Raw genomic sequence first — 19163 nt, 5'->3', positions numbered from 1 at the left:
ACGCCGCCATCGGAGCCTACGTCCGCTGGCGCAACACTCACGCGAAACCGAAGACAAACTTCGCCCCAGACTCAACGATCCGAACATGGACTCATTACCCCGCCAAGGCAGCGTGACGAGCCACTAGACGGAGGCGAGGGGGCGGTGGAGGACTTCGCTGATGGTGCCTTGGATCGTGGCGACGTCGAGGGGGGCGGCTGTGCGGAGGTCGTCGTGCGTGGTGTGGCGTCCGGTGCGCGGCGTGCTGTGGTCTTGGCCGGAGGTGCCCGGGGCGGTCACGTGGTCCTCCTGGGGGCGTCGTGGCGGGCGGCGGCGCGCAGTGTGGCCCGGGTGCGTTGAAGGGCTGCCACGGTGCGCGACAGGCGCTCGATGTGGCGCGGTAGGGCGGCGGGGTGTTGCGGGTGGGCGGCGAGGCGGCGTCGAGCTTCGCGTTGGACGATGTCGGCGACCTGGCGGTGGGTGGTGTGGCGAGGAGCGGCGAGAGCGAGGTCGGAGATTTTGGCGAGCAGTCGACGCACGTGTGCTTCAAGGTTCTGGACCGGTGGTGCGGCCGCGGATCGCCGGAACGGGTGGGGAGCGGGCTGAAGGGGTTCCGCCTGGAGCACGTCGCTGGTGGCGGTGTCCGGTGGTGTCGGCTTCGTCATGGTTCTCCGTGGCGGGTCGGCTCAGCGGGGTCAGGATGGGTATGTCGGCGAGGTGCTCTTCCGCGCCGGCGGCGAGCAGCCACCAGGCCGCGTCGGCGGCGGGGTCCACCAGGACGGGGCCCAGCAGTCCCGCGCACTGGAGGGGGCGGATGGCCTCCAGGGAGCGCAGGCACCGGCCTTCGGCGACGCACCAGGCGGTCGCCGGTAGCGGGGCGAAGCGGTCGTGGCTCCACAGCCGGCGGGCTTCGGCCGGGGCCGGGCTGTGCGAGAGCAGCCATGCGTCGCCGGGTGCCACGCGGAGGTCCGCCGGGGGATCCGAGGTGGTCATGCGCTGACCGTAGGGGTGGGTGCGCTGGTCAGCGGGGTGATTGCGTCGGATTGCGGGAGCAGTTGGGGCGTTGCTGGCGATTGCTCAGGTGAGGTTGAGGTGGGCGCGTGCGCGGGTGATGAGGCGTTGGGCTGGGTGCCCGTGGACTGCGGACTCGTGCAGCCAGGTCCAGGCGCGGGTGTAGAGGCCGACGCTGTCGGCGTCGTCGAGCCAGAGCTCGGCGTTGATCGTCTCGACGGTCACCAGCCGCTCGTCGTAGATCCAAAACCCGTGCGCCGGGGTGCGCTGCAGCGGTGCGGAGAACGGGACGATGGCGAGTTCGACGGTGTCCATGCCGATCAGGCCGCACAGCCGGTCCAACTGTGCGGCCATCACCTCCGGCGGGCAGACCTGCGCGTACAAGGCGGCCTCCCACACCACGAAGCGGAAGGACCGCCCCGCCTCGTACAAGGCCTCTTGGCGTTGCATGCGGGCCCGGACGGCGGGCTCGGTGTCGCGTGGGGTGTTGCGGAAGGCGGCGTTGGCGGTGAACAGGTGCCGGGCGTAGTCGGCGGTCTGGAACAGCCCCGGGATCCGGGCGACTTCCACCCCGCGGATGGCGCGGGTACGCGCGGTCTCGGCGACGGCCAGTTCCTGGCGGGAGCGGTGGCCGTTGGCCAGCTGCCGGCGCCAGGTCCGGTACTGCGTCTCCAGCCCCTGCAGCCGCCCCTGCAACTCCGCGGCGGCCTGCGGCTCTCCCACGGCCTTCGCCCAGCTGGCCAGGTCCGTCCGCGACGGCGTCTGCTTGCCGTTCTCCAGCCGGGAGATCTTCGACGGCTGCCAACCCAGCCGCGCGGCCATCTCCTTGCCGTTCAGCCCAGCCTCGGTGCGCAGCTCACGCAGCCGCGCACCCAGGCAGACGCGGCCGGTCTGGAAATCGGTGCTCACATGGGTGAACGTACCCGGCTCTGAAACTCCGCAGTGCGGATCGCGTGATGCCAGGCCACCTCCCGCACTTGGCAACCCTTCAGGACCGCGGCGGGCTCCTCGGTGACCTCCACGCCCAGCGTGGCGCCGTCGGTGTCGTGGTGGAAGCGGACCAGGACGCGGGAGTCGAACAGCCAGAAGTCGAAGTCCGGCAGACCGTGGTGTTGAGCCTCGCCGCGGTAGAGGTTGCGGATGTCCTCCCCCGCCTCGACGTTGCCCAAGCCGCTCGCCAGCAGGAACCGCTGGTCCTCGGTGGGCGGGTCATCGACGATCCGCACCCGCTCGAACCGCTTGCCGGCCTCGGTCTGCCGGCGGACGTTGGCGTGCCAGGGATGCTCCGGGTCGAAGCCGAGTCGCTCGCCGCGCAGGTAGCGCTGCCGCTTCACGCTCGTGCGATCGCTCGCGTAGCCGCGCTGGACTTCCAGGCGCCAGGCCGTGTGCGCGAAGGTCTCAAACAGGTGCGTGACCTCGGCGAACGGGCGAAGTTCCGGCACTCGGCTCACGTCCTGGGGGCGAAGCGCGTCAGCAGCTCCCGCGGGACGACGACGAACGTCTCGCTCGCCTTGACGTCCCGCAGCTGCGCCAGCGCCTCGGGGTCGGTGAGGCGATCGCCCTGGACGACGATGTCGCCGGTCTCCGTCCGGTACAGGGTCGGGCAATCCCCGTCGTCAGACGTGGTGCCGAGGAAACGCAGCTGCATGTGCCGGTCCTTCCTTCGCCGAGCCAAGCCAGAGCATCAGGATCCTGCGGACGTCACAGGCACGCACGCTGATTGCGGAATATTGCAGGGCTGGTGCTGCCGCGGACGATTGCGCGCAATGCCCTGCCGTGGACACGTGCCTCCTGCTGCTCGGTGCAGAAGGCGGGTCGGCCGCGCTCGGCGGTCGTGGAGTGTGCCGAGGCGGCGTAGGTCCACCTGTCAGTGAGCTTTTTCCAACCTCAGGTTGAGGCGTGACGAAGGGCGGGGATGGGCTTCACGATGGCGGTGACCCGGTTGGTGCTACAGCGGAGTTTCCGCGGGAGGCACCAGCCCTTCAGGGCGGCCATGGCTTGCTCGCCGAGGCAGCGGATCCTGGCGTGGGTGCTGTTATGCCGACGTTGCCGCAGCTTGAGACGCAGGCTGCGGAAGGGCACCGGGATGATGCCGTCGCCGCCTTGATACGCCTTGTCCGCCCAGTACTTCACCTCCGCGTCGCGGGGGCGTAGTCACCGGCAGTCCCCATGTCGTGGCGAGCGCCGGGAACGGTGGGTGAGGCTCACAGCAGTCGACCTGCCGCATCGGCGATGACCTGCCACTCCGAGCCGGGCTCGTCGGACATGGCGGCGCCGACCCGGCTGAGAGCTACCGCGGAGCTGCGCACCGACCGGTGACCGGCCGGTGCGCACCCGGTCTACCGGTTCGCGGCTTCGCGAGAGGCGATCCGGTTCGTGCGACCGACCGCGCGGCCCACCGCGTTGCGCACCGCGAGGCCCGGCCGGGTGCGGGGCACCATGAGCCGGGAGAGCAGACCGACGCGTCGCTGCCGCGGGCCTACCTCACGGCGGAGCCGTGACTCGTAGGCGGCGAAGGCGCGGGCGTGATCACCGGGATGGGCGGTGAGCTCTTCCGCGAGGGCGTACGCGCCCGCCATCGCCATGCTGGACCCGTCGCCCAGCAGGGCTGTCGCCGCCGCCGCGTCCCCGAGCAGTACGACCCGTCCGCGGGACCACGAGGGCATCCGGACGGTGGTCAGGGGGTCGAAGAACGGAGCCGGGTGGTCGAGGAAGGCTGCCACGAGTTCCGGTGCCCGCCACCGCACGTCGGCGTAGGCGTCGGCCACGGTCTGCTTGTGAAGGGCGATGTTCTTGCGGTCGTGGGGCGCCGGCTGCGCGGCCCGGAAGGTGAAGATCGCGAGCGGGGTGGTCCGCGAGGGGTGGAGGACCAGCATCCGGTTCGGCACGGTCAGCATCGTCATCTCGGTCGGGTCCTCGATGGCGTCGGGTTCCAGCGGGACGGTCGCGCCGTACAGGCCCAGGTCACTCGCGAACTGCCGCTCGGGCCCGAATACCAGGCGCCGTACGGTGGAGTGCATCCCGTCGGCACCGACTACCAAGTCGAAGCGCCGTGGCGCGGACCGCCGGAAGGTGACGTCGACCCCGCCTTCATCCTGGTCGAGAGCGGTGACCGTGTCGTCGAACAAGAACTCGGCCTGGGTCTGCGCCGACCGGTGGAGCACCTCGGACAGGTCGGCTCGGGTCACTTCGACCGTCGGCGCCTTGTCCGAGGTGAGCGGGAGTTGCAGGATTCGCCTGCCGCCGGGGTCGAGCAGGGTCAGCGACCGATTACGGGTGGCGAGCCCGCGGAGCTGCGGGAGGATGCCCATGCGCTCGGCGACAGGGATCGCGGGCCCCTTCACGACGATCGCGCTACCACCGGAGCGCAGCTGCCGGGCATGTTCGACGACCGTCGGCCGGTATCCATTCTGGGAGAGCCAGTACGCGAGTGCGGGCCCTGCGATTCCGGCACCGACTATCAGCACCTCGGGCTTCTTCATGACGATGACCTCTCGGAGTGTCGATGACCAGGTCCTCGGCGAGTGCCGGGGCCGGGTCTCGGGGCGCGGCGGCACGGGGCAGCGCAACCAGACCAAGGTACGAAAAATTTGGTACCTCAGTGGAGCACACCCTTCAGGTACGATTCAAGTCGTACTTGAAGGAGGTGCCGCGTGGCCGGGAGGAACCTGGTCGGCCCGGAGGCCGATGCGCTCGATCTGGGTGCGGTGTTTCGTGCCCTCGCCGACGAGCACCGTCGTTCGGTGATGACGGAGTTGGCCACCGACCGCAGCGACAGCGAGCGAGGCTGCAACTCGTTCGATCTTCCGATCTCGAAGCAGACCCAGACCCACCACTTCCGGGTCCTGCGCGAGGCAGGTCTCATTGACGAGATCGACTACGGCAACCGCAAGGGCATCCGACTACGACGCGCGGACATCGAGAAGAGATTCCCCGGGCTCCTCGCGCTCCTGGGAGCAGGGCCCCCGGCCGATACCGCCCCTCGCTGAGCACAGCTGAGCACACCGGAGGGGAGTCCGATTCGGCCCTGAGCCGCGAGCTCGACCGAATCCAGCTCGTGCCCGGCTCGCAGGTAGCCGGGCACGACGCGGGCACGAAGGGGATCGGTGTCGCTTCGACCACCGTCCCGCGCTCGTGATCGGCGCCGAGCACTTCCGCGCGCGCTCCCTCACGCCACCACCCACTGAGGTTTCCTCAACCTGCGTGCGGAGCGGGGCCACTGGGGTGAGGGCGGGGTTCGGGCGTAGAGAAGCTCCTGGTAGACGGGTGCGTGTCGAGTCCAAGCCATCCCGCCAGGAGCTTCCGCATGCTCGTCTACCCAGCCGGGGTCGATCTGTCCACCTCCGCTCTGCGCTTTTCAGCGGGCCCGAGTGACGGGGCGAGGCAGCAGGTTGCGAAGGAGCGCGACCGTCTCGGCCTCCATGTCAACGCCGCCGAGCAGCTGCTCGTTGATGCGGGCGAGATGGGCAGCGGCATCCCGTAGCGCCTCGATGTCCCCGGCGGTGTGGTGGGCGAGGAAGACCTGGCGGTGCAGGATCTCGCTCTCCTCGGCCGCGAGGAGGCCGCGGCGCGCCGCCCACAAGGCGCTGGAGACGTCGCCGGCTTCCCGCCGGCGTTCAGCGAGTTCGTAGGCGACGTCGACGATCGCGGAGACCATCTCCTGGATGATCGGTTCGGCCCAGGCGTAGCGCTGGGGGTCGATGCCAGTGAAGGGGCGGCCGCGGACCAGGGCGAGGGCGCGGCGCAGGGCGAGGTCGCCATCTTCGTCGTGGCGGGTCAGTCCGGTGCGGGCGAGGTCTTGGAAGCGGGCCCAGTCGTTGGTGACGGCGGGGCCGAGGCGGTAGCGGCTGTCTCCGGTGTCCTGGACGCGGGGCAGGTAGAAGTTGCCGTCGGTGTCCGTGCCGAACCAGGAGCGGGTCCGGGAGATGACGGGGTTACGCAGTTCCTTGCCGACGGGGCGTCCTGGCCACAGGGCGTCGTCGATCGCGTGGTGGTCGACGCCGGGGTTGAGGGCGAGGAAGGCGACGAGTTCGACGGCGGCGTTGCGGCGGCTGGAGTCGATCCGGCCGCCGGCGCCTTCGACGCTGATGGGGCCGAGCAGCGAGACGGTCGGCCCACCGTCGGCACTGGCTGTGGCTGGCTCCGGTGCTGCGGCGGCGGTTGGCGCGGGCAGCGTGACGTGGACCGCGGGCCCGTTCTCTTGGCTGCAGGGCGTGGTCTCTGGCAGCGCGTCGTCCGTGGGGCCGGCCGCGCCCCCGCGCATCGGTTCAGGGCCCGAGTCGTTCAGGATGTCGGCGAGCGAGGGGCCAGCTGTGCTCTGCGGAGCGGTGTCGCCGTGAGGTTGAGGCTTGGTCAGATCGAGCGCGGTGGCCAGGCCAGCGGCGTCCACATCGCTGGCATGCGGCGCCTCGACCTCTGACGTGTCGTTCGGCTCGTCGTCGGCGTACTCGGCGGGCAGGCCGTCCTCGTCCGCTGCCTCGGAGCCTTCGTCGGCCAGTGCGTCGTCCGTGTGGGTCCAGGCTGGGGCGGGGACGTCTGCGTCGCTGGAGGCGACGGTGAGGATCTCGACGGCGTCCGCGTAGTGCTCGTCGCTCAGGCCTTGGAGTTTGATCGGCACGCCGGATCCGGGCAGGACGATCGTGTGGTCCGGGCCTTGGCAGTCCAAGGTCCAGGCCGCCTCGGGGAGGTCGGCGGCTGCGCTGGCGGTGACCACGGCGCTGGCCGCGCGGGGCTCTTCGGTGAGGGCGTCGACGAACGCGGTGTGGTCGGCGTCTTCAGGGAGGGATTCGACCAGCAGGATGTGGGGCGTCCAGGCGTCCGCGGCGTCGTCCATCAGCCGTGCGGCACGCAGGCTGTCGGCGCCGAGGGCGGCCAGGGCGCGGCGCTGGTCGTCGGTGTGGCTGGTCAACTCCGCGGTGGCGGCGGCGAGGTCGTCGAGGCGGGCGACCCGTTCGGGGGCGGCGGTGTCCAGCCCGGGGGCGGTGTGGGTGAGGGCGGTGACTTCGAGGTGGCTGGGCAGCGGGGTGATGGCGAGTTCGACCGCGAGGGCTTGAAGGACGTGGCGGGCGAAGTCGCCGGAGCCGGTCAGGTTCAGGATGCCGACGTGTTCCAGGTCGATCAGGACCAGGTGGCCGGTGTTGTCCCAGCCGATCGAGACGAGCGCTGGGTAGGGGGCGTCGGCGTTCTTCAGGTGCTCGTCGTCGGCGAGGTCCGGGCTGGAGGCCGGGCAGACCCACAGGTCCTTGCGGCCGGCGGCCGCGGCGAACGGCTTCATGGGCGCGGTGTCCTCGGCGAGGTGCAGCTCGACCTTGGCGTCGTGCAGCACGACGGCCTCGACGACGGGCAGTTCGCGTTGTGCTGCGGCGAGGTTGAGGGCGAGGGAGCGCAGGGCGGTGTCCAGCAGGTCCAGGCCGGTGGGGTGCTGGGCGGCGCGCAGCCCCTGTTCGGTCGCGGCGGCGCGGCCGGTGGGCATGGGGATACGTCGGCCGAGGCGACGGCGGCGACGAGATGCAGCAGTCGTGGGTGCTCGCCCCGCTCGGCCCGGACGTGGACGGCGCGGTGTTGGATCGGAGGTGTCTGCGACTGGGGTCGGTGAGGGCTGTCGCGGTGGAGGTGCTGGGGGAGGGAGAGCAGCGTGCTCGGTTGCTGGCGGACCCGCTACGGATCACCGTCGACGGGGTCGTCACGGTGGACTTGCAGGAGAATCTGAAGGGGATCGAGCGTCAGATCCAGCAGGTCACGGCAGCGCCGGCGCCGGACGCGCCCGATGACGAGGGCGAGACGGAGATGGCCCTCAGGACGGCCACGATGGTTCCGGAGCGCCGATACCGATAGTAGGCGTGTCGTGTGATCCCGTATCCGAGGCTTTTGACGGCGTCTCGTCCATGCCCCGGATACTCTGGTGCAGTTGTCGACCCCCAGCCAACTCATCTGGCTGGGGGTCGACAGCTAGGTCACGCTGGCTGCCTCGCTGCGTAGTTCAAGAAGTTGGCCCAGCTCTCGTCCGAGGCGGTCACCCTCGGGCCGTCAGCGTCCTTCGAGTCACGGACATGGACTACGCCGCAGGTCTTTGAGACCTCGACGCACTGGCCGCCTGCGTTGCCGCTGTAGCTGGACTTGTGCCACACCAGAGGTTCAAGTGCGGCAGTATCGGTCGTCATAGTGCTCCTACCAGTTCCTTGATGAAGTCGAGGGACCTCTCAGGACTTAGTGCCTGCGATCGGATGATCCCATACCGCTGCTCCAGATCTCCGACCCATACGGGCGCCGCGATGATCTCGCTCACGCCCTGCACTTCAACGTAGCCCAGGGTTTGGCCTTCCGGCGTCTCCAGCAGCGTCATCGGGCCGTCGAGGCCGACGTGGGTGACGACGGCTGTCTCGATGACCTGTATCGAGACGTTGCGCATCTCTGCGCATCGAACCAGGTGTTCGAGCTGTCGTCGATGAACCTCCCGCCCTCCGATGGGGCGTTCGAGTACGACTTGCTCCAGCACGAAGCCGAGGGTGGGCTGTGGCTTCCTCGTCAGCAGAGCTTGCCGTTCAAGGCGAGCGGTCACCAGTTCCTCCACTCGTTCATCGTCGAGTGTCGGGACGTACGTGCTCGTCACCGCGTGAGCATGCTCCTTCGTTTGCAGAAGCCCGTCGATGGCGTGGGTGGAGTAGCTGTACAACCGGCGAGCCGTCTTTTCCGTCTGGGCGTATTCCTCGAACCACTCCGGGAATTTCGACTCGTCGATCAGGTCCTGGGCGACCGCGATGAACATGCCATCGGCCTGAAGTGCCGCGTCGATCGCCTCGACGTAACTGCTGGTGGCCTTCCGCCTGCCCTTCTCGATTCCGCGGACCTGGGTGACGCTGTACTTCGCGCGTTCGGCCAGCTCCTCCTGGGTGAGACCGCGAAATTTCCGCAGCCTGACCTGCTGGCGCGCCAAGACCCGACGGGTTAGAGGGACGTCATCATCCAGCCCGCTGTCACTGGCGGTGTTGTCGTCTTCTCGCATGGCTCAGCGCCTGCCTTTCGTGACTGTCCATGACCGTTCATCGAACCAACTCCACCCATCAAGGCGGGGTTTGGACGGTCGTGGACGGTGCGAACGCTATCGCGATCCGGTGATGCTCTTTGCATGCCCAGCGAATCGCGGTCTTCCGAAGAGCTGGCGCCAGAGACCGAGTTGGCGCCGGCGACTGAGTTGGCCTTCCGGCCGCCGTGGGTTCCTGAGACCGGGCACCGGTCGTACGGAACTGGCATCGAGTTCGACGTGGTCCGCATCTCCGGCGACAGGGGTGCAGAGGTCTCTGAGGAGCTGGTAAGAGCGGCCGAAGGGATCGCCGGGCCCATCCTGGTCCGGCAGAAGTCGTCAGTCCAGGACACCTACTTCATCGTTCCCGCGGGGACGTCGGAGAAGTTTCAGTGGCCACCCGGGGTGCTCGCCCACGGTACTCGGTGGCGTGCGTATGTGGCAGTTCCCGCACTGCGAAACTGCCCGACAGCGCCCATGCGGTGGGAGTCGCGACCGACCGCTGATCGGGAGCACGTCGACCCCGGTGTGCTGTACGAGTTGGTTTGCAGGTTGACGCACTGGCCCGGTGAGAAACCGTGAACTGTCCTTCGCAGTATCGCTGCTATAGGGCCTCCCTTCGAGCCGACAGCTGCTGCGCAGTCGGCCGAGACCGCCTCGTCGCGCACCCCGGCCGAGCCGTCACCTGGATACGCGAAGACGTACGGCGGCTCGCCGCCGAGCTGCCGGACGAGGATCGAGTGCGGGCGCAGACGTGGCTCGACGACCAGTTCACCGGGGGTGTCGCCCTGCGAGACCTGCGAGCTCAAGGGTTCTTCCTCCACCGCCTGACCACGAAATCAGGCGACCAATGGATGTGGGTCGCTCGCCGGGCCGCCGATCCGGATGTGTTGGCAGCTCCCGTCGCGCACTGTGACCACCAAGTCGCAACAACCGTGATCGGACCGCCCCTTTGAGAAAGCCTAGGAGAAGCAATGCCGCACCACGTACATTTCCCGCGTCTGCGGTGGGCGCTGCGCCACCCCGCCCAGGCCGTCGACCGGCAGGGAATCCCCCCTTGGCTCGCTGCGGTGGTCATCCTGGTGACCGGGCCGGTGTTCGGGTGGCTGGTCACCGTGTACCTCTCGATCCGCCGATAAAGGCGCCCTCAGACCGGTCGCCTGCGGGATCCTACGCAGGTTGACCGCCGGGGCTCGCCGGTGCGCACGGGGAGGCGCGTAGCGCGAGTGGCTCCGTCCGCCCTGGTCAGGTCGACGTAGCCCCGGCCGCCGTGGCGAACACCGCGGCGGCCGGCCCCATCCCAGACCTCCCGGTCGCGCAGTGACGCGCCCCGACCCGCCGGGAACTGCTCACAGACTGGCCAGCCCCCGGCGCCTGAGGGGTTGGCCTCCGGGGCTCGCCCCCCCCCATCGACTCCGTCCGGGGCGGCGGGGCGCGAGTGGCGTCGCTGCCTGGTCATCCACGCGACGCCCAGCCGCACGGGTAGCGGCTGCCCCTCCCCTACCTCCCGGCGGGCCAACGCCCCCGCCCCGGCCCGCCGGGAGGTCCCACACCAGGCGAGGACGACGCCGTTCGCCGGCTACTGTGGTTATCGGTTCGGGGTGACGGTGATCTCGGTGGTGGGTGTATCCCAGTGTCATGCGGTATCCCGATGGGGGCGGTCTGACCGCGAAGCAGCGGTCTCAAAGGGAGCAAGTGCGCTTCGAAGCCGTCGAGTTATTCACGCAAGGGGTGGCGCCGCCGCACGTCGCGCGGCGTCTGAGAGTCTCCCGGAAGTCGGCGTATGCCTGGCACGCGCGCTGGCGGGACGGCGGTGCGCAGGCTATGCGATCAAAGGGTCCCTCCGGGCGGCCTTCGCGGATGCAGCCCCACTGGTGGGACTGGCTGGCGGCCGAGCTGGAGAGAGGGCCGGCCGCCCACGGTTGGGTGGAAGACCAACGCTGGACACTGGCCCGGGTGGCCACCGTGATCGCACGGCGTTTCCATGTCCGCTTCAGCACCGCCCAGACCTGGCGCATCCTGCACCAGATGGGATGGACGGTGCAGGTCCCACTCCGCCGTGCCGTCGAGCGCGACCAGGATGCGGTGGCCACTTGGCTCAAGGAGACCTGGCCCCGCGTGGAAAGACGGTGAGGGACCAGGACGCGTGGCTGTGCTTCGCCGACGAGTCGGGCCAGGTGCTCCGGCCGCCGAAAGCACGGACCTGGTCCCGACGCGGCCACACGCCCCGCATCACCGTCCGAGCCGCCGGCTCGGGACGTATCTCCCTTGCCGGTCTGGTGTGTCGCAGACCAGGTCACCGCACCCGGCTCATCTTCCGGATGTTGGTGCACCACGGCCGCAAGGGCGAACGGAAAGGGTTCCGGGAGAGGGATTTCGCCCGCCTGCTGGACACGGTTCACCAGCAGCTCGGCGGGCCCGTCGTGCTGGTGTGGGACAACTACACCCATCATGTCGACGCCGCGATGCGCGAACTGATCGCAGCCCGGAGCTGGCTGACTGTCTTCCGTTTCCCTTCGTACACACCCGACCTGAACCCCGCCGAGGGCGTGTGGGCCCACCTGAAGAACAGCCTGAGCAACCTGGCTCCGTGCAGCATCGATGAACTCGCCGCACTGGCCCGCACACGCATGAAACGGATGCAATACCACCCCGGACTGCTCGACGGATTCATCGCCGAGACCGGACTGATCCCAGCCCCACCATGACGTCACCCCGAACCGAAAACCTCAGTAGTGCCACTCAAGGGCGTCGAGTGGGGAGGAAGCTTCAGCCTCCTCCCCACTCGACGTTCGAGGCGATGCTGCTCGCCTGGCCGTCACGCGCTCGCGGGTACTGCGGCACCGTGGACGGGGTCCCCTTCCGGGCCGCCTTCTTGCAGACGGTAGAGCTCGGCGAAGAGCCCGTCAGCGGCCAGCAGTTCCACGAACGACCCGTTCTCGATGATGCGCCCATCCTTGAGCACGAGGATGCGGTCCGCGAGGCGGGTGTTGGCGAGACGGTGCGTGACGAACAAGGTGGTTCGTCCCGCGGCAAGTCGGGCCAGGCGGCTGAAGACCTGGTGCTCACCTCGGGCGTCGAGCGCGGCGGTGGGTTCGTCCAGGACCAGGACGGGGGCGTCGCGGTGGAAGGCACGGGCGATGGCGATCCGCTGCCACTGGCCGCCGGAAAGGTCGTGGCCGCCCCACCAGGAGCGGGCCAGGGAGGTGTCGAGGCCGTCGGGCAGCTTCTTCAGGACGACGTCGGCGCCAGCCATCTCCGCTGCCGCGTGTACTGCTTGGTCTCCGTCGGGCAGCGGTTGGCCGAGGGTGATGTTCTCCCGGGCGGCAAGGGGCCAGCGCGTGTAGTCCTGGGGCACCATCGCGGTGGCCCGCCAGACCGTCTCCGGGTCAAGGTCGGTGATGTTGATGTCGTCCCAGGTGATCTCGCCGGCCGTGGGCAGATACAACCCGGTCAGGAGGCGGGCCAGGGTTGTTTTGCCGGACCCGTTCTCGCCGACGAGGGCGATGACCTCGCCGCGTCGGATTTCAAGGTTGGCGCCTTCGACGGCCGCGGTCTCCTGCCCAGGGTAGGTGTAGGCGAGTTCGCGGGTCCGGATCACGGTGGGTCCGGCGGCCAGTGCGGGTGTGGTTCCGCGGCGCATGGTCCACTCCCCCGCGCCGTCGAGGAACGTCGCCCAGTCGGTGACGTAGAGGCTGGTGGCGAACAGGCGGGCCGAGGCCCGCACACCACTGGTGAGCGAGGCGTTGACGGTGCGCACCACCAGGACAGTGGTGGCGGCTGTGGCGACGACCATGCTGCCGGTGAGGGTGAGGTAGAGGATGCCAGCCCACACAGCGGCAAGGGCGAGAGTGGCGAGAAGGTCGCCAGAGCCTTGAGTAAGTGCGGCGCGGCGCGCGGCAGTGAGCTGCTCGGCTTCGAGGCGTGCGGAGATGATGCGGTACTGCTCCAGGAGGAAGCGTCCCATCGTGCCGGAGCGCAGCTCGGCGGCGGTGCCTCGGTCAGTGGTGTACTGGGCTAGGACGCTCCTCAGTCGGGTGTCGCCGAGGCTTCGGTGGGCTGCTTCGTGGTCGAGTCGAGCAGCGCGTACGGCTCCCCAGACGCGCGGTACGACGGCCAGGACCAGCAGCGGTAGCAGAGCGGCGTGGAGGGTGGCGACGACTGTCACAGCGGCGAGGAGCTGTGCGGCTGCGGAGACCAGGGTCTGGGCGCCATTGATCAGCTCGGGCATCTTCTCGGCGCCCTTGGTCGCGGCGAAGCGACCGTCTTCGAAGCCGGCGTCTTCATAGGCGCCGAGTTCTGCGTCTACGGAGGTGGTGATGACGGCAAGGTCGGCTTCTCGTCGTACTCGGGGTGCCAGGCGAGCGGCGGCGAGGCGGGCACTGGCGTCGGCAAGGTAGCTGCCGCACGCCGTGGTGGTGACCACAAGCAGGCTGGGCAGGGCTTGGTGTAGGCGATGGGCAGCGGTGCCGGAGGCAAGTAGCGCTGTCAGGAGGGTGGATGTCGAGCGGAGGGCGAGGGCCGTCAAGACGGCACAGGCCAGCGTGCAGGCCACGAGGGCGAGGAGAGTTCGGCAGTCGGCGCGCCAGCTCAACAGCCAGGCGCGGCGGATCGTCGAGGGCAATCGGCCCGCGATGGCACGGGTGTTGATGCGGGCGTTGGTGCCGGCGTGCGCGTCGTCCTTCAGGCGCATCACGGGCGGTGGCCCAGGCGCCGGGGCAGGGACAGGGACAGGGACAGGGACAGGCGACACTGCTGAAGAGGTGCTGGAGGTCACCTGACCCATTGGTGGTGGGCCACGGGTGTCCGCTCAACTGGAATACCGATTCTCGGGCGAGTTCCGGCTGTTCACGCCCACTGGCCGTCAATGTCGTGATAGCGCGATTCACTCTTCGGGGTGCGCCGGGGCGGAGCGGGAGAGCGCGGGGAGGCTCGGGCCGCTGCCGCCCCCGGCGGTCGAGTGCGCCGGGGCCGGGGCCGCTACTTCGGCGTCACCGGTTCGCGGCGGCCAGGTCCGGTGTAGCGCGGACGATGACCCACGGGCGTACTGGGTCGTCGTCCTCAAGTCCGAAGGTGGTGCCGGTGGCGGTCTGCACCCAGGCGTGCGCTTCGTTGGGCAAAGGCCGCGAGCCGTGTACCCAGTGGGCCCGGCGGCCACACGCCGCGACGACGAGGATGGTGGCCAGCGACACCTCCATGCAAGCGAGCCGACCCGACCACCATGCCGGCCGGGCGGCGCGCACGGCACCGTCGACCGCGGCAACGAAGCGGTCCGAGGCAGCGGGGAACCAGCGCAGCGTCGTGACGGCGGCCAGCAGCCAGCCCAGCGGTAGCCGGCACGCGGGAGCGGCCACCAGTAGCGCCAGGAGCGCCGCAGCACGAACGGGAAGCGGCCGCAGTGGAGCCCCGTCGTCGCGCGGGGCCATCCTCGTCATGCGACCACCTTCCGGCGCGGCCGCCGGCCGAGGCGCGCACGCCAGGCGGGCAACGCGGTCTCCAGGAGCCGGTAGTCCGTCAGGTCACGCACGTTGCGCTGCACTGCCTCGTGGACCTGCTCGCGGTGGTAGCCCTCGGCTACGAACTCCTCTTCCAGCTCGGGCAGGCTGCTCGTCAGCGCGGCCTGCCAGATGCGGACGGACGTCTCGTCCAGCCAGACCCAGGTGCTGGTGCGCACGACGAGAACGGCCGTGGTGCCGTGACCAATGTCGGCTGCGTGTATGCGAGGTGGGGTCAGCATGCGATCTCCTGAGCGTGCTGGTGCTGGTCAAGCCAGATGCAGGTGGTCAGGAAGGTGTGGAGGGCTGCCAGCGGGGTTCCCGGGTTGCCGAAAGCGGCAGCGGCCAAGGACGCGGATACCGCTGCTGCGTCCACCAGGCCGGCGTGCACCAGAGGGCTCTTCGCGACGAGCCGTTGGAGAGCCGCTTTGTTGGTCCGCAGCCCGGACAGCATGATCGGGGTGAACGAACCCTTGGACCGGCGCCCGGTCAACCACCCCGGCAGGTCCGGGCGAGCAGCGGCCAGCAAGGGTTTGTACTGCCCCAAGCGGCGGCGTTCGGCAGGGGAGACAGCCAGGCAGGCCCGGACGACGGTGTTGTCGAGGAAGGGGTGGACTGCGCGCACGTCCAACGCCGCCAGGAGCGGTTCTTCGTTGCGCGCGACAGCGCCGGTGTAGGCCAGGGATGCCCAGTCGTCCCACCAGCCGGCTGGAACGGTGGGGTTCTCGTGCGCGGAGGTGGTGAGCAGGTCGGCGACCGTGCGGCGGCCCTCCAGCGTGAGCCAACCAGTCGAGGCGTTCAGCCGACACCACGACCACAGCTTCGCCGCCGGCGACGTCGCCCCTGTGGCCAGCAGAGCAGCCGCGCGCTGAAGCGCCTCACCACGCCCCATTGCGGCGGTCTCTCGGACCTCCTTCCACAGCGGCCCCGGGGCGGTGTCGCGCAAGCGCGCCCACCCGACGACCTCCCGCTTGGCTTCGCGCCGGTGGCCTTGCGCGATCAGGTCGCACACCGCAGCGTGGGAGGACTCCAGCACCACGTCGCCGCCGTGGCCCGTCAGGTGCAGCGGCATGCCGGCCACCGGCGCCAGGTAGGCGGCGTCCATGCCCGCGTTCGCCGTGGCCAGCGTGGGCGCGTCGGTAGCTGCGGGGGCTGGGTGGGAGAAGTGGTAGGTGAGCGGGCCGCCCCGGCAGACGTGATGCTCAGCGCCGGTGAACTCCGCGACGCGCCGGGCTACCTGCACGTCTTCGGCACAGGCCAGCTTGTCGGCGTAGGTCACTGTGCGCACCGGGCGGCGTTGAGCGGTGGTGATGACCACCGTGGAGGAGTCCAGGCCACCAGAAAGGTCTGCGCTCACGGTGTCGTGCGGGGCCACGTAGTCGTGGATGGCCTGGGTCAGGGCTTCGCCGACGGCTTGAGCGCCGTCATCCAGTGTGCGGGGTGGGGCGATGGCGGCCACATCGAGGAGGGCGGGGCACCCGTCGGTGACCAGCAGGCCGTGGCCAGCGGGGACTTGGTGGATCCCTTCGTACACCGAGCGGGTGGGCCAGTGCTCTCCGCCGACGACCACGTGTGCCGTGAGCAGGGCCAAGTCCGGCCCGGCGCCCAGCGTCTTGGCGATCTGACCTGCACGAGAGGACCAGATCAGTCCACGCGGCCCGCAGGCGTAGAACAGGCTACGCAGCCCTGCCAGGTCACCGGCGATGAACTGGCGCCGGCTATCGCACGCGAGCACCCAGTAGGAGCCGGGCCACCGGGTCAGTGTTGACCAGTCGCGGCGACGCACTGCTTCGAGCCCTGTTGACCAGATCTCCGTCTTACCGATCGGGCAGTGCCCGATCACGGCCAGGGAGAGATCTCCCTCGCCCGCGGCCAGCGTCGTAGCGGCCGAGTGACATCCAGCGTCGTAGAAGCCGGGCAGGCGCTTCCCCTCGCTCAGTCCCAGGCCGGGCCCGCCGGCGACCCACATCGTCTGCACGCTGCACCTCCAGGTCGAAAACACCGTGGCGCGGCTCCCGAAGGCACCGCGCCACGCGAAACAGAGCCGATCACAAGAAGTAGAGGTCCCAGTCGTTATCCCGTTCCAGGGCCTTGCCTTGAGTGGCGGTAACGACTGACTGGGCCTGCATGACAGGCTCCAGGACCTTTCGCACCACGGTCTCTTCGTCACCGTCGTCGAGCATGCTTGTCCTGTCTCCTTCGAAAGCGGCGGGCGCCGGTGGGGCGCGAGCTCAGGCCCGCGCCCCCGACGATCAGCCCTCGAAGTAGTTCGACTTGTCCGAGTCGTTGAAGACCTGACGGCCGCGGGTGGCCTCCACGACGGGCGCGGCGACGGACAGCGGCGCCAAGACCGGCGTGGTCTCGGTGGGCTCGGGCTCCACAGCGACGGAGGGCAGGTCGATGTTAATCATCGTGAACTCCCAGATCGATTGGTGTGATGACCGCTCCCTGTGTGTTCGGGAGCGGCCTTTCGACACCCCCATCACATCGCCAACGATCCCCAGCCAGAAGGCGCGGAACTGTGAATCCGGTGGTGCGTTTCTCGACCGCGCCTAGTCCAAAACTGACACTTCGGTGCGGGCGGAGGTGCCCGCCTTCAGCAGGTCGAGCAGAGCTCGGTGGTAGGTGGCGTACACCTGCGGTAGTTCGGCCAGTCGTGCTCGCTCGTCGATGCCGTGCAGGCCCTCGTACGGAACGCCGAAGCCCGCGGTGGCGGGCACTCCGTGGGACGCCAGCAGGTTCCCGATGTTGGACGGCCCGGCCGTCTTCGTCTCCAACTCGACGCCCAGCCCTCGCGCCGCCCGCAGCACCGCCGCGGCCGGTTCGTCCGTCGGGGCGAGCCGGAAGGGCGGCCAGCACGCCACCTCCGTCACCGCGGTCGGCGCTGGCCCCGGCATCTCGGCATCCACGCGCCGCGCCGCCTCGTGCACCAGGGCAGCGGCTGCGTCGCCGGCGAAGGCCGGAGTCAGGCGCGCGTCGACGTTCAGGTCAACGCGATCTGGCGTCACTGAGAAGCCCGAGCCACCGGAGATCGCCGTAACGGTGACCTTCGCCGGCAGCGGGAAGCGGCCGTCGGCAGCTGGGAGTTGGGCTTCGTCGAGGAGTGCGACGAGGCGGGCGGCTCGGGAGATCGCCCCAGTGACGTGCCTGCTAGAGCCTGAGTGCCCGGCCGGGGCGTGCACGGTCACCGTTGCTCGCCACAGCCCGCGGCCCCCCACGACGACTTCGTCGTAGCCCGGGTACCCGATCATGACTCCGGAAGGCCGTTGGGTATCGGTGTCCGTCAGGTAGGCGCGTGCGCCGCCGAATGCGCCGGTGTGTTCGTCGACGTCCAGCAGGACGCTCACACCTCCGGTCAGCCGGGCGACGTCGCGGTGGAGGTCTTCGGCGATGTGGAGGAACATGGCGGCCGCAAGCTTGCTGTCGGCTGCTCCTCTTCCTCGCAGCCACCCGTCCACTACGTCGCCGGCTGTGGGGGCGAAGGTCCAGGCGTCTTCGTCGCCGTAGGGGGCGGTGTCCAGGCAGGCGTCGACCGCCCACTGCCGGCCCGGTCGTCCTCCGGCGACCTCCACCAGCAGCCCCACGGATCCCTTGTCGGAGTCGTACAGCCGCCGGTACGGCAGGGCCCGCTCTTCCAGCCATGACTCCGCGCAGTCCAGTACAGGCTCGTAGCTGTCGAGTCCCCCGCGGCTGGGCAGCCGCACGAGATCTTGAGCCAGCCGCACCACCGACTCGACTCGGCGACGAGCAGCAGCCACCACGTGGTCCTCGTTCACGCTTCTCCTAGGTCCGGGCCGGCGCCTACGGGCAGCCGGCGCACTTCAGATATCGACTCCAGCGGGCGTGCCGCCGCGCATGCCTCTCGGCCATGCTGCACCAGCCCGCAGGCAGCCTCCGGGCCGAGCATCACACCGCAGTCGAATCCATCCCGGCCATGGAAACTCGGTAGCGGGATCACCGCGGCGGACTCCGAAGCGACGAAGTGCCGTTCGAGCACCGTGCGCGACTCCACCAGCCCCACTTGCAGCGTCTTCACGCCGTTCCGACGCTCGGCCGGACTGCGAATCTCCATGAGGCGGTGCAGATGGTCGGCCAGCGCGCGGTGCCGCGGCGGTCCGTAGAGGACGCGGTAGTGCACCAGGTCGGGGAAGCAGCTCAGGGTGTCCTCGACCGCCCTGAGGTAGCCGGGTTCACGCGAACGCGATCCCGTCACGACGAGTTGGCGTCGTGCCCCCGTGACGACCTGGATCATGGCACGCAGCAGGTCGTCATACCGCGTGATCACCTTGGTGATGTTGTCGGTTCCCGCAACCTCCAGTGGCGTCGTTGCCTTGTCATCGTCCTGGTGCGCGAACAGCACCACAATGGGAATCTCGTACAACTTGCTCAGCGCTTTACGGTTCCGTGGACCCGTCCGTTTACGGCCCGTCTCCCACGCGCTCAGCAGCGTCGGGGAAGTCCCCCCACCCGTGATCCGATTGAGCTGATCACACGCCTGCTCCTGTGTAAGCCCCTGCGCAACCCGTGCCCGCCTTAGAGGTCCTAACAGAAGTGGTTGATCATGTGACTGTTGGCTTGTCCGCTCGTTGGTCTGGTCGTGGGGAAGAGACAGGCACGGCCGTGGATCGTGTCGGATGAACTGTGGTTGCTGATCGAGC

Annotated in this window: 24 protein-coding genes; 5 read left to right on the top strand and 19 right to left on the bottom strand. The window is 69.3% G+C overall.

What is annotated here, in order from left to right; all coding sequences use genetic code 11:
* Nucleotides 1-123 precede the first annotated feature (123 nt).
* The 8 genes from ABD385_RS40040 to ABD385_RS40005 form a co-directional block, all read right to left on the bottom strand.
* Nucleotides 124-279, bottom strand: coding sequence for a hypothetical protein (locus ABD385_RS40040; protein ID WP_344585063.1), 156 nt, complete (start codon nt 277-279; stop codon nt 124-126).
* On the bottom strand, nt 276-518 hold the full coding sequence (locus ABD385_RS40035) for a hypothetical protein (RefSeq protein WP_344585061.1): 243 nt from the start codon (nt 516-518) through the stop codon (nt 276-278). The genes ABD385_RS40040 and ABD385_RS40035 overlap by 4 nt, the downstream gene beginning before the upstream one ends.
* Nucleotides 519-525: 7 nt before the next feature.
* A complete protein-coding gene (locus tag ABD385_RS40030) occupies nt 526-972 on the bottom strand; it encodes a hypothetical protein (RefSeq protein WP_344585060.1) in 447 nt (148 codons plus the stop codon).
* 84 nt (nt 973-1056) lie between these two features.
* Nucleotides 1057-1899, bottom strand: a complete 843-nt coding sequence (locus ABD385_RS40025) for a helix-turn-helix domain-containing protein (RefSeq protein WP_344585059.1) — start codon at nt 1897-1899, stop codon at nt 1057-1059.
* Nucleotides 1896-2432: a DUF6879 family protein gene (locus ABD385_RS40020; RefSeq protein ID WP_344585058.1), complete on the bottom strand. Its 537-nt coding sequence runs from the start codon at nt 2430-2432 to the stop codon at nt 1896-1898. The genes ABD385_RS40025 and ABD385_RS40020 overlap by 4 nt, the downstream gene beginning before the upstream one ends.
* A 5-nt stretch (nt 2433-2437) precedes the next feature.
* Nucleotides 2438-2638 (bottom strand): hypothetical protein, encoded by a 201-nt coding sequence (locus tag ABD385_RS40015; protein WP_344585056.1) that lies wholly within the window; start codon nt 2636-2638, stop codon nt 2438-2440.
* Between the two features lie 239 nt (nt 2639-2877).
* Nucleotides 2878-3072, bottom strand: coding sequence for a hypothetical protein (locus tag ABD385_RS40010; protein ID WP_344585071.1), 195 nt, complete (start codon nt 3070-3072; stop codon nt 2878-2880).
* Nucleotides 3073-3329: 257 nt separating this feature from the next.
* Nucleotides 3330-4472 (bottom strand): FAD-dependent monooxygenase, encoded by a 1143-nt coding sequence (locus tag ABD385_RS40005; protein ID WP_344585054.1) that lies wholly within the window; start codon nt 4470-4472, stop codon nt 3330-3332.
* Nucleotides 4473-4643: 171 nt separating this feature from the next.
* Between ABD385_RS40005 and ABD385_RS40000 the strand changes: the two genes are divergently transcribed.
* Nucleotides 4644-4979, top strand: coding sequence for an ArsR/SmtB family transcription factor (locus ABD385_RS40000; protein ID WP_344585052.1), 336 nt, complete (start codon nt 4644-4646; stop codon nt 4977-4979).
* A 368-nt stretch (nt 4980-5347) separates the two neighbouring features.
* Here the strand turns inward: ABD385_RS40000 and ABD385_RS39995 are convergent, their stop codons facing one another.
* Complete coding sequence (locus ABD385_RS39995; protein WP_344585051.1) at nt 5348-7462, bottom strand: AfsR/SARP family transcriptional regulator; 2115 nt, start codon at nt 7460-7462, stop codon at nt 5348-5350.
* A gap of 35 nt (nt 7463-7497) precedes the next feature.
* Between ABD385_RS39995 and ABD385_RS39990 the strand changes: the two genes are divergently transcribed.
* Nucleotides 7498-7824 carry a hypothetical protein gene (locus tag ABD385_RS39990; RefSeq protein WP_344585049.1) on the top strand — a complete coding sequence of 109 codons (327 nt, stop codon included), beginning with the start codon at nt 7498-7500 and terminating at the stop codon, nt 7822-7824.
* 119 nt (nt 7825-7943) lie between these two features.
* On the opposite strand, the gene ABD385_RS39985 is transcribed toward ABD385_RS39990, so the two are convergent.
* Complete coding sequence (locus ABD385_RS39985) at nt 7944-8150, bottom strand: DUF397 domain-containing protein (protein ID WP_344585047.1); 207 nt, start codon at nt 8148-8150, stop codon at nt 7944-7946.
* Nucleotides 8147-8992, bottom strand: coding sequence for a helix-turn-helix domain-containing protein (locus tag ABD385_RS39980; protein ID WP_344585045.1), 846 nt, complete (start codon nt 8990-8992; stop codon nt 8147-8149). The genes ABD385_RS39985 and ABD385_RS39980 overlap by 4 nt, the downstream gene beginning before the upstream one ends.
* Nucleotides 8993-9115: 123 nt before the next feature.
* On the opposite strand from ABD385_RS39980, the gene ABD385_RS39975 reads away from it, so the two are divergent.
* The 3 genes from ABD385_RS39975 to ABD385_RS41540 all read left to right on the top strand — a co-directional run bounded on the left by ABD385_RS39975 (nt 9116) and on the right by ABD385_RS41540 (nt 11718).
* Nucleotides 9116-9592 (top strand): hypothetical protein, encoded by a 477-nt coding sequence (locus ABD385_RS39975; RefSeq protein WP_344585043.1) that lies wholly within the window; start codon nt 9116-9118, stop codon nt 9590-9592.
* A gap of 392 nt (nt 9593-9984) precedes the next feature.
* On the top strand, nt 9985-10149 hold the full coding sequence (locus tag ABD385_RS39970; RefSeq protein WP_344585041.1) for a hypothetical protein: 165 nt from the start codon (nt 9985-9987) through the stop codon (nt 10147-10149).
* Between the two features lie 499 nt (nt 10150-10648).
* Nucleotides 10649-11718 (top strand): IS630 family transposase gene (locus tag ABD385_RS41540; RefSeq protein ID WP_425585589.1). Its coding sequence is split into 2 segments (ribosomal slippage): nt 10649-11135 and nt 11135-11718, totalling 1071 coding nucleotides; the frame shifts between segments, so codons are not numbered across the junction.
* Between the two features lie 110 nt (nt 11719-11828).
* Here the strand turns inward: ABD385_RS41540 and ABD385_RS39955 are convergent.
* The 8 genes from ABD385_RS39955 to ABD385_RS39920 form a co-directional block, all read right to left on the bottom strand.
* The gene (locus tag ABD385_RS39955) at nt 11829-13703 is read right to left on the bottom strand and encodes an ABC transporter ATP-binding protein (RefSeq protein ID WP_344585069.1); all 1875 of its coding nucleotides are present in this window, start codon (nt 13701-13703) and stop codon (nt 11829-11831) included.
* A 298-nt stretch (nt 13704-14001) separates the two neighbouring features.
* Nucleotides 14002-14445, bottom strand: a complete 444-nt coding sequence (locus ABD385_RS39950) for a lasso peptide biosynthesis B2 protein (protein WP_344585035.1) — start codon at nt 14443-14445, stop codon at nt 14002-14004.
* The gene (locus ABD385_RS39945; RefSeq protein ID WP_344585033.1) at nt 14442-14747 is read right to left on the bottom strand and encodes a hypothetical protein; all 306 of its coding nucleotides are present in this window, start codon (nt 14745-14747) and stop codon (nt 14442-14444) included. Before ABD385_RS39945 ends, ABD385_RS39950 begins: the two co-directional genes overlap by 4 nt.
* Entirely contained in the window at nt 14741-16474 is a 1734-nt protein-coding gene (locus tag ABD385_RS39940; protein ID WP_344585067.1) for an asparagine synthase-related protein, read from the bottom strand. Before ABD385_RS39940 ends, ABD385_RS39945 begins: the two co-directional genes overlap by 7 nt.
* 79 nt (nt 16475-16553) lie before the next feature.
* A complete protein-coding gene (locus ABD385_RS39935; RefSeq protein WP_344585031.1) occupies nt 16554-16688 on the bottom strand; it encodes a hypothetical protein in 135 nt (44 codons plus the stop codon).
* Between the two features lie 69 nt (nt 16689-16757).
* Nucleotides 16758-16916, bottom strand: coding sequence for a hypothetical protein (locus ABD385_RS39930; RefSeq protein WP_344585029.1), 159 nt, complete (start codon nt 16914-16916; stop codon nt 16758-16760).
* A gap of 141 nt (nt 16917-17057) precedes the next feature.
* A complete protein-coding gene (locus tag ABD385_RS39925) occupies nt 17058-18281 on the bottom strand; it encodes a M20 family metallopeptidase (RefSeq protein WP_344585027.1) in 1224 nt (407 codons plus the stop codon).
* Nucleotides 18278-19054 carry a helix-turn-helix domain-containing protein gene (locus tag ABD385_RS39920; protein WP_344585065.1) on the bottom strand — a complete coding sequence of 259 codons (777 nt, stop codon included), beginning with the start codon at nt 19052-19054 and terminating at the stop codon, nt 18278-18280. The genes ABD385_RS39925 and ABD385_RS39920 overlap by 4 nt, the downstream gene beginning before the upstream one ends.
* Nucleotides 19055-19163 lie beyond the last annotated feature (109 nt).

It is taken from the genome of Streptomyces lunalinharesii (genome assembly GCF_039532155.1).
Classification (GTDB): Bacteria; Actinomycetota; Actinomycetes; order Streptomycetales; family Streptomycetaceae; genus Streptomyces; species Streptomyces lunalinharesii.
Note: the sequence above shows the minus strand (reverse complement) of the source record. Positions and strands in the feature narration are given on the sequence as shown.